The sequence below is a fragment of the Pseudomonas sp. Irchel 3H3 genome (assembly GCF_900187635.1).
Lineage (GTDB): Bacteria > Pseudomonadota > Gammaproteobacteria > Pseudomonadales > Pseudomonadaceae > Aquipseudomonas.
On sequence record NZ_FYEC01000007.1, the window covers coordinates 234,750 to 243,656 of the forward strand.

The 8,907-nt window shown below is 61.2% G+C and carries 9 protein-coding genes; 3 read left to right on the forward strand and 6 right to left on the reverse strand.

Annotation, left to right across the window (positions count from 1 at the left end):
- Positions 1–66 precede the first annotated feature (66 nt).
- Positions 67–741 (reverse strand): histidine phosphatase family protein, encoded by a 675-nt coding sequence (locus CKW24_RS11165; protein ID WP_095167910.1) that lies wholly within the window; start codon positions 739–741, stop codon positions 67–69.
- Between the two features lie 332 nt (positions 742–1,073).
- Between CKW24_RS11165 and CKW24_RS11170 the strand changes: the two genes are divergently transcribed.
- On the forward strand, positions 1,074–1,775 hold the full coding sequence (locus CKW24_RS11170; RefSeq protein ID WP_095167885.1) for a glutathione S-transferase N-terminal domain-containing protein: 702 nt from the start codon (positions 1,074–1,076) through the stop codon (positions 1,773–1,775).
- 45 nt (positions 1,776–1,820) lie between these two features.
- Here the strand turns inward: CKW24_RS11170 and CKW24_RS11175 are convergent, their stop codons facing one another.
- On the reverse strand, positions 1,821–2,441 hold the full coding sequence (locus CKW24_RS11175; RefSeq protein WP_095167887.1) for a LysE family translocator: 621 nt from the start codon (positions 2,439–2,441) through the stop codon (positions 1,821–1,823).
- A gap of 232 nt (positions 2,442–2,673) precedes the next feature.
- Here CKW24_RS11175 and hemB point away from each other — a divergent pair, with 232 nt between their 5' ends.
- The gene (hemB, locus tag CKW24_RS11180; RefSeq protein WP_095167889.1) at positions 2,674–3,648 is read left to right on the forward strand and encodes a porphobilinogen synthase; all 975 of its coding nucleotides are present in this window, start codon (positions 2,674–2,676) and stop codon (positions 3,646–3,648) included.
- 18 nt (positions 3,649–3,666) lie between these two features.
- Here hemB and CKW24_RS11185 read toward each other — a convergent pair whose 3' ends face one another.
- From CKW24_RS11185 to CKW24_RS11195, 3 genes are all read right to left on the reverse strand, one after another.
- Entirely contained in the window at positions 3,667–5,196 is a 1,530-nt protein-coding gene (locus tag CKW24_RS11185) for an FAD-dependent oxidoreductase (protein WP_095167892.1), read from the reverse strand.
- A gap of 40 nt (positions 5,197–5,236) precedes the next feature.
- The gene (locus tag CKW24_RS11190; RefSeq protein WP_095167894.1) at positions 5,237–6,190 is read right to left on the reverse strand and encodes a transporter; all 954 of its coding nucleotides are present in this window, start codon (positions 6,188–6,190) and stop codon (positions 5,237–5,239) included.
- 111 nt (positions 6,191–6,301) lie between these two features.
- On the reverse strand, positions 6,302–6,916 hold the full coding sequence (locus CKW24_RS11195) for a LysE family translocator (protein WP_095167912.1): 615 nt from the start codon (positions 6,914–6,916) through the stop codon (positions 6,302–6,304).
- 150 nt (positions 6,917–7,066) lie between these two features.
- On the opposite strand from CKW24_RS11195, the gene CKW24_RS11200 reads away from it, so the two are divergent.
- Positions 7,067–8,161 carry a DUF1615 domain-containing protein gene (locus CKW24_RS11200; RefSeq protein WP_095167897.1) on the forward strand — a complete coding sequence of 365 codons (1,095 nt, stop codon included), beginning with the start codon at positions 7,067–7,069 and terminating at the stop codon, positions 8,159–8,161.
- A gap of 71 nt (positions 8,162–8,232) precedes the next feature.
- Here the strand turns inward: CKW24_RS11200 and CKW24_RS11205 are convergent, their stop codons facing one another.
- Positions 8,233–8,460 carry a hypothetical protein gene (locus CKW24_RS11205; protein WP_095167898.1) on the reverse strand — a complete coding sequence of 76 codons (228 nt, stop codon included), beginning with the start codon at positions 8,458–8,460 and terminating at the stop codon, positions 8,233–8,235.
- Positions 8,461–8,907: the final 447 nt, after the last annotated feature.

Below are 8,907 nucleotides of genomic sequence, written 5' to 3' on the forward strand. Positions count from 1 at the left end.
GGGTTCCAGGGAGACAGGTCGCGCATCATACCTCACCCTGGGCCCTGCGCTGGTGTGGCCGCCCTGTCAGGTCGGGCAGCTCTCCTGGCCGTTATCCAGGCCCTGCTTGTAATGCTGGCTCTGCAAGGTGGCCTTGCCGTTGTGCCAGGTCAGCGTCAGGACGTACATCGAGTCGAAGTCGCCGGACTCCCAGTCCTCGGTGATCGACTGTTTGCTGCCCACCGCTTCGCGCGCCACCTTGTTGATCAACTCCGGCAGGTAGCCGTGGGACCAGGCGGTGTAGATGATCGAGTTGTGGTACTTGTCGTGGAGCAGTTCGTCCGCCAGTTCACTGGTGTCGTTGGCGGAAAACTCGATGTTCACCGGCAGGCCCAGCTTGATTGCGCTCGGGCTGATGGTCATCAGGGGGCGGATGTAGCTGTAGGAGTTGTCGAGCTCGCCTTCCTCGACATTGCGGGTCGGGTTGGCGGCAAACACGAAATCGGCCTTGCCGAATTTTTCTGGCAGCAGCTGCGCCAGGTCAATGGCGCGGTTCAGGCCCTGGCAATTGAGTTGTCCGAGACCACCGGCAGGTTTTTCCGCATGGCGCAAAAACACCAGGGTCTGGGTGCCGTCAACCGGCTGGGCGCGACTTTCGCTCGACTCCAGCGACAGGAGCAGGGCGCAGGTAGTCAGCAGTGCAGGGAGGAACACGAAGGCGCGTTGCTTCAGGCGTTGGGTGATCTGCAGTGGGTTTCTCATCAAGTAGTAGTTCTTCAGCACATTCAGGTTAAGGCTGACAAACCTTTCCACCGCAAGCTCCCGGCTTCGGATGGTTTTCCATGTCGTTGGGCGAGTCGTCTTGCGCGCGCGCTGCCTTCAGAGTCCGCTGAGGGCGATTGGTTCGATTGGAATCTGCGGGCGCGCACTTTATCCGGGGTAGCGGTGAGGGTGGCGGAAGGTTAGCGACATAATGTTTCCGATTTAAGATGCCGGCGTCGGCAGGCTCGCTATAAGCTAGCCCGCGTACAGGCCGGCCGTGTGCCGCCGGTTAGGCCAAAATTCAGCCGTTAAATTGTCACTGGATGTTCACTATGACCGATTTGTCAGCCTTCCCGATTACTGAAAAATGGCCTGCCCAGTTCCCCGAGTGGCTCCAACTCTACTCCTTGCCGACGCCAAACGGGGTCAAAGTCTCGATCATGCTCGAAGAGATCGGCTTGCCGTACGAGGCCCATCGCGTGAGTTTCGAGAGCAACGACCAGATGTCCCCGGCGTTCCTCTCGCTTAACCCCAACAACAAGATTCCGGCGATCCTCGACCCTCACGGCCCTGACGACAAGCCGTTGGCGCTGTTCGAGTCCGGCGCGATCCTGATCTATCTCGCCGACAAGAGCGGGCAACTGCTGGCCCAGGAATCAGCGGCACGTTACGAGACGATTCAGTGGCTGATGTTCCAGATGGGCGGTATCGGTCCGATGTTCGGCCAGTTGGGCTTTTTCAATAGATTCGCCGGCAAGGAGTACGAGGACAAACGTCCGCGGGACCGTTATGTCGCCGAGAGTAGCCGCTTGTTGAAGGTGCTCGACGAGCGCCTGCAAGGGCGCGACTGGATCATGGGCGAGCGCTACACCATCGCCGATATCGCGATCTTCCCGTGGGTCCGCAACCTGATCGGTTTTTATGAGGCCGGCGACCTGGTGGGGATCAATAACTTCTCCAATGTGCTGCGGGTACTCGAGCGCTTCCTGGCGCGTCCGGCGGTAGTGCGTGGGCTGGAAATTCCCAAGCCCTGAACCGGCAAGCCACTGCCTGGCGCAGTGGCTTACCTGGGCGCTGGGCTAGCGGTTATTGACCGCGAGCTTGAGGCCAAAGCCGATCAGTGCGACGGCTGCCACTCGAGTGGCGACCGTTCGGGCCAGGGGCAGGGCCTTCAAGCGGATGGCCGCGGCGTTGCCGATCAGCACCAGGGCGCCCTGGTACAGCAGGCTAATCACGGTCACGTGGAGCATCATCGCCACCAGGGTCATACTCGACGACCCTGGGCTGATGAACAGCGGGAAGAACGCCACGAAAAACAGCATGACTTTCGGGTTGGTCAGGCTGATGACCAGGGCGTTGCGCAGATAGGTGCGTGCCGAACGATGTGGCTCCAGCCCCGCGTCATTGTGCGCCACGGGGCTGCGCAACATTTGCACGCCCATCCAGCACAGATACGCTGCACCGAACCACTGCAGGCCCTGGAATAGCAGCGGGTTGGCAGTCATCAGCGCTGCGAGGCCGGCGGCAGCCGCAATCATGTAGGCCGCGTCCCCCAGCAGGGTTCCCAGCACCGCGCCAAAACCGGCGCCGATGCCGTTGCGGGCGGTGGCATTGAGGATGGCAAATGTGCCGGGGCCGGGGATCAGTTGGAAAATCACGATCGCCGCGATAAAACTGCCGTAGTTGTGTATCTCAAACATCAGGGCTCACTCCGTATCCTTCGGGGTTTGTCACCCGGGTGGGTGTGCTAGCCAGATTAGTTGAGCGGTGAATAAATGTCAGGGGGTGACGGGGCTCGGGTTCTATTGTTACCGTTTTCGCAATAAACTCTTGCGTTACCTGCATTTGTGCCAGCAGGGGCGAGGGGCATAAGCTCGCGCTTCCAGCACTTTTTGTCTTGTCCAGGCCATTGGCCTCCTGCCAGGAAATTTCATGTCCAGCCAGTTCCCCGAAGCCCGTCCACGCCGTTTGCGGCGCACCCCGCAACTGCGCAAGCTGTTCCAGGAAACCGAGTTCAGCCTCAACGACCTGGTGCTGCCGATCTTCGTCGAGGAAGAAATCGACGATTTCGTACCGATCACCAGCATGCCGGGAGTGCGACGGATTCCCGAGTCGAAACTGGCCGGTGAAATCGAGCGCTACGCCCGGGCCGGTATTCAGTCGGTGATGACCTTTGGCGTGTCGCACCACCTGGATGGCAACGGCAGTGACACCTGGCGGGAAAACGGCCTGGTGTCGCGCATGGCGCGGATCTGCAAGGACGCGGTGCCGGAAATGATCGTCATGTCCGACACCTGCTTCTGCGAGTACACCGACCATGGTCACTGTGGCGTGATGCATGGCGCCGAGGTCGACAATGACCTGACCCTGTTCAACCTTGGCCAGCAAGCCGTTGCCGCCGCGCGTGCCGGGGCGGATGTGATTGCCCCCTCGGCGGCCATGGACGGGCAGGTCCAGGCGATTCGTCGCGCCCTGGACGCAGCCGGCTTCAGCCAGACGTCGATCATGGCCTATTCGACCAAGTTTGCCTCGGCCCTTTACGGCCCGTTCCGCGAGGCAGGTGGCAGTGCGCTCAAGGGCGATCGCAAGAGCTACCAGATGAACCCGATGAATCGCCGCGAAGCCGTGCGCGAATCATTGCTGGATGAGCAGGAAGGCGCCGACGCGCTGATGGTCAAGCCGGCCGGTGCCTACCTGGACATCATCCGCGATATTCGCGAAGCCTCGCGGTTGCCGCTGGCGGCGTATCAGGTCAGTGGCGAGTACGCGATGATCAAGTTCGGCGCGGCCGCCGGGGCGATCGATGAAGAGCGGGTGGTGCGCGAGAGCCTGGGCGCGATCAAGCGTGCCGGTGCGGACCTGATCTTCACCTATTTCGCCATGGACCTGGCGCTTAGCGGAATCTGACCCGCAACGGGCGCGCGCTCAGCTCAGGAACGGCTTGATCCCATGGCCGTGAAAATAGCGCTCGATGAGTTTCGGGTCGGCGCCCGGGTCGGCGAGCGCCACGTAGCTGTCGGGCCGCAACAGGTAGAACCCGTTGCGCGCCAGGCCGGCGTTGGCATGGGCGGGTAAGTAGGCGAACACCTGCAGCGCCAGGTGATGTTCGTTGCACCAGGCGCGCATTTCCCCGCTGGTGTCGCCGTACACATGCACCTGCCAGGCGGGGAGGGCGAGGCTGGCAAAGTTGTCGCCGTCAGCGTCCTGCACCCACGGCAGGCGATCGCCACCGAACACTGTGCCGGCATGCCCCGCACTGAGTGGCATCGCCCGGTAGTTCAGGGTGATTTGCGACACGGTGCGAAACAACCACTCGCGAGCGCGCTCCAGTGCCGCCATTCTGGGTAACAGCAACGGCGCCACGCGGGTGCGCAACAGGTCGGCGATGGCGCCTTCGGCTGTGACGAAGCTGAATACCCGATCGGTGGTGCTCACCAGTTTGCGGGCAAAGGCCATGCGTTCGATGGCATAGCTGTCGAGCAGGCTGTGGTTGGCGCCGCCGTTGAGTACCGCTGCCAGTTTCCAGGCCAGGTTGATCGCGTCGCCAATTCCGGTGTTCATGCCCTGGCCACCGGCCGGGCTATGTACGTGGGCGGCGTCACCGAGCAGGAATGCACGGCCACGGCGAAAATCGTCCGCGACTCGGTGATGAACCCGGTAGGTGGAAAACCAGTTGACCCGCTTGACCTCGACTTTCAGGTGGCTGATGGCCCGGCTGCTGACGTCTTCAAACCGCAGGGTCTCGGCCTGCTCGGCACGTTCATCCCGTACCGTGCCGATCAGCCGCGCACGGCCGGCGCCTGCCAGCGGGAACACGGCGAGGAAGTCTGCTTCATCCAGGTCCACGTGCAGTTCGCCATTAAAGGCCGGGCCTGCGCCGTCGACGTCGGCCACATAAAACACTTGTTGGTAGGTGCCGCCGGGAAAGCCGATGTCGAGGGTTTTGCGCACCCTGGAGCGGGCGCCGTCGCAACCGGCCAGATAGCAGCTCTGACAGCTCTGCAACTGGCCGTCGGGCAGGCGCAGTTGTGCGGTGATGCCACCGTCATGCTCGCTGAAGCCCAGCAGTTCGGTGTCCCGCTCTACCTCGACGCCGAATTGTTCGAGGCGTTCGATCAACAGTCGTTCATGTTGATCCTGGGGGTAGATTTCCAGGAAGGCGTAGGGCGTCAGGTCCTTGCCGATGGCGGCGAATGGCAGGCGTACCGTGGGTTCGCCCTTGACCCACAGATTGACGGCCGGTACCTGGTGACCCTGTTGCACCACGGCCTGGTCAAGGTCCAGTTGCCGATACAGTTCCAGGGTTCGCGCCTGCACTGCCAGGGCGCGAGAGGTGGTGCCGGGGGCGCTGGTCTTGTCGAGCAGGCGCACGCGGATCCCCAGTTTGCTCAGCCAAAGTGCCAACACCAGCCCGGTGGGGCCGGCGCCTACGATCAGTACGTCGCTGCGGTGCATGGCGTTACCCTCGGTGGAGAGTCCCGCGCAGGCGTCAGGTCTAGAAGAACGCCAACGTCAGGTTGACACTGATGCCATCGCCTTCGGGCCGGTTGACGGAGTCGAACTCGGGCACCCAGCGGGCATTGACGCTTGCCTGGGCATCGGCAAACTTGCCGCTCCAGCCCAGGTACGGGCCGAGCCCGGCCGAGTGGCCACGAAAGCCGTTCAACTGGTCGGCCGTTGGGCCGTCGTCGTCGGTCATCTGCTTGATTACGCCGCCCACCACGCCAGCCGCCCAACCGTTGCCCAGGCCGTAGGTCCAGAGACCATCCAGACGTACAATACTGCCGTTCTGGTAATCCGTGGCATCGTTTTTGGTATAGAACTCGAACGCGCCCAGCAGGCTCAACTCGCCGCCATTACCCAGCAGGTGGGTATAGGCCAGGGTTGGCATGAAGGTATAGGTGTTTTGCCCGGCGTTGGCCAGGCGATCCTTGTCGTAGGCGCCGGTCGGTACATAGATCGGCAACGACAAGGCAATGTGATCGGTGGTGCTGAAGTGGTAGCCGGCGGCGATCGGGGTGATCAGGGCATCGGCAAACTGGGTAGCGTAGTCGGTCTCGCCGACGGAGTTGCCCCTGGGGCCGGTAAAGTCGGCTTCGGCGTCGGTGTACTGCAGGGGCAGGCCGACCGCCGAGGCGAAGTTCCACGGGCCTTTGCCAGTGTCCCAGATGCGCGTAATGTTGGTCATGGTGTAGGAGACTTTCATCTTCAGGCCGGCACCGACTTCTCCGCGCACCGGTGCCGCCTTCTTGCTGCTGAGTTCGCCGTCGTAATAGATACTGGTCATCGACATTACCCAACCGGGTTCCGGGGGAATGATCCCGGCATTGGAGTAGACGATCTGGCCAGTAATCGGCCTGCCGACGCTGCCTTCGGTGGCAAGCACCGAAGGGCTGCCGGTAAGCAGCACAACCAGCAGCGGCAAACTCGCGAACGAAACTCTTGTCATGGTGGATCTCTTGATCACGTTTTTAGAATGTACGATGGCGCGCGGCCGTCAGGGCGTGAATAAAGTCTAGAACCGAATCGGCGCAAATCCCCACCCAATGCAAGGGGAGGCTCAGCGCTGGGCAAACGCCAGGTTCAGGCCCAGTGCGGCAAACGACGCGGCAAATCCGCGGCGCAGCCAGTTCTGGACGGTAGATGACTCGATGACGGCTGTGCGAAAAAAGTTCGCCAGTAAGCCATAGATCACAAACACCGCAAAGGTCATCAACATGAACACTGTGCTTAAGGTGAGCATCTGCACTGTGGCCGACGGCCCGTTGGGTGTGATGAACTGCGGGAGAAACGCCAGGAAGAATATCGTCAGCTTGGGGTTGAGCAGGTTGAGCAGGCCAGCGCGCAGCATGATGGTGCCGCCACTCAGGTTGAGCGGAGCATCGCTGATAGCAAAGGCCGTGCGATCGCGCCAGGTGGCGTAGGCCAGGTACAGCAGGTAGGCGACTCCGGCAAACTTCAATCCCTGGAACGCCAGCGCGCTGATATGCAGGATCGCCGACAGGCCCAGCATCGAGGCCATCAGGTGCGGCACGATCCCGCCCGTGCAGCCCAGCGCCGCGTAGACGCTGGCTCGTTTGCCGGCGGCCAGCGCAGTGGAGAGGGTAAACATCACGCCAGTGCCGGGTATCAGCACCACGATCAGTGAGGTCAGCAGAAAATCCATTGTCAGCATGCCAGCGAACTCCAGTCGGTGATCGGGTGTCAGAGCACCCGCAAGCAATCGTTCATTGAAGTGCAACGCGGCTTGCTTTTCCATAGGAAAACACCGGAGTGTAGTGCGTGTCACTCGCCCGGTCGGTCAAAAGGACCCTTGAGCCACTCCATGCAAGCCAATCAATTGATCATCAGCCTCGCCACACTGTTGTTGCTGGCCGGGTGTGCGAGCCAGGGTAGCCGCGATGCGGCGCCCAAGCCGGAACAGGTCAAAACTCAGATCGTGCGCTTGCTGCCCGCCAGTACGGTGGACCGGCAAGGTTGGGCCAACGACATCTATAGTGCGTTTGCCGCGCAGGAGATTCCTGCCACCTCGCAGAACCTCTGCTCGGTGCTGGCGGTGACCGAACAGGAGTCGACCTTTCAGGCTGACCCGAAAGTACCGGGGCTGGGCAAGATTGCCCGGGACGAGATCGACCGCCGTGCTGCCAGGGCGCATATCCCCAGTCTCCTGGTGCGGGGGGCCTTGCAGGTCAGCTCGACCAATGGCAAGAGTTACAGCGACCGGTTGAATGCGGCGCGTAGCGAAAAAGAGCTCAGCGCGATCTTCGATGACTTCATTGGCCGGGTGCCTATGGGCAAGACCCTGTTCGGCGGGTTCAACCCGGTGCATACCGGTGGGCCGATGCAGGTCAGCATTGCGTTTGCCGAGAAACAGGCGCGCAACTATCCGTACCCGGTGGACGGCTCGATCCGTCGCGAGGTATTCACCCGGCGGGGCGGCATGTACTTCGGCATCGCCCATTTGCTTGGCTACCCGGTGAACTACAGCCAGCCGCTGTACCGCTTCGCCGATTTCAATGCCGGTTGGTACGCCAGCCGCAATGCGGCATTCCAGGCTGCGCTGAATCGCGCGACCGGCGGCTCCCTGGCCCTGGATGGAGACTTGATTCGCTACGGTTCGCTGCTGCCGGGCTCGACTGAGCTTGCAGTGCGCAGCCTGGGTAAACGCCTGGATATGCGCAACAGCACCATCCGCGATCAACTGGAGCTGGGAGACAGCCTGGCTTTCGAAGACAGCAAACTCTACAAGCGGGTATTCGCGCTGGCCGAAAAGTCGCAAGGCAAGGCGTTGCCCAGGGCGGTGCTGCCGGGGATCGAGCTACAGAGTCCGAAAATCACCCGCAAGCTCACCACCGCGTGGTTCGCCAAGCGTGTCGATGAGCGTTATCAGCGTTGTATGAAGCGCGCAGCCGCGGGCTAGTGCAGAAAGTCGACGAAAAAAAGCCCGGCAGAGTGTTCCGGGCTTTTTGTTGAGTATTGCCGACCGGCAATTCATGCATGGTTCTGGGTCAGGCGATCGGAGCCACCTTCGGCGACGCGGTTCTGTTGCAGGCGGTCAGAGCCTCCTTCGGCGACGCGGTTTTGTTGCAGGTGGTCGGAGCCACCTTCGGCGATCACGGCTGGTTGCTGCATGGCGGTGACGGGTTGTGCGAGGTCGGCGGCGAATGCATTGGCGGCCAGTAAGGAGAGAGCAAGGCTGAGGATGAGGTGGCGTTTCATGAGAGTGTGCTCCGGGGTGTCTTGGTGGGTATGGAGCCAATGTTACGCGTCAGGATTTTTAAGAGAATTTCATTGGGTCGATGGTGAACATCGATGGCGGTGATGGCGCGGGGCTGCAGGACCTGAGGCAGTGATGGAGGAGGGGTTGTCCAGGGGGAGGACATTGCTCTTCTATATAGAGAGCTGGGATTAAGGGCTGTTTTGGGGTTATTGATAGAAAAACCAAATTAGCAGTTGACGGCAGATTCTGGATGTCTATAATTCGCCCCACTTCCGGCGCAGTCGAAACGGAAAACTCCTTGGTAAACAATGAGTTACGCAGTTTTCGGCAGCAGGTTGCTTCAGTTCATCGAAGCGCGAAAGGAGTTGAAAAAGAGGTGTTGACAGCAGCGTGTAACGCTGTAGAATTCGCCTCCCGCTACCGAGTGATCGGAAGCGCAAGTGGTT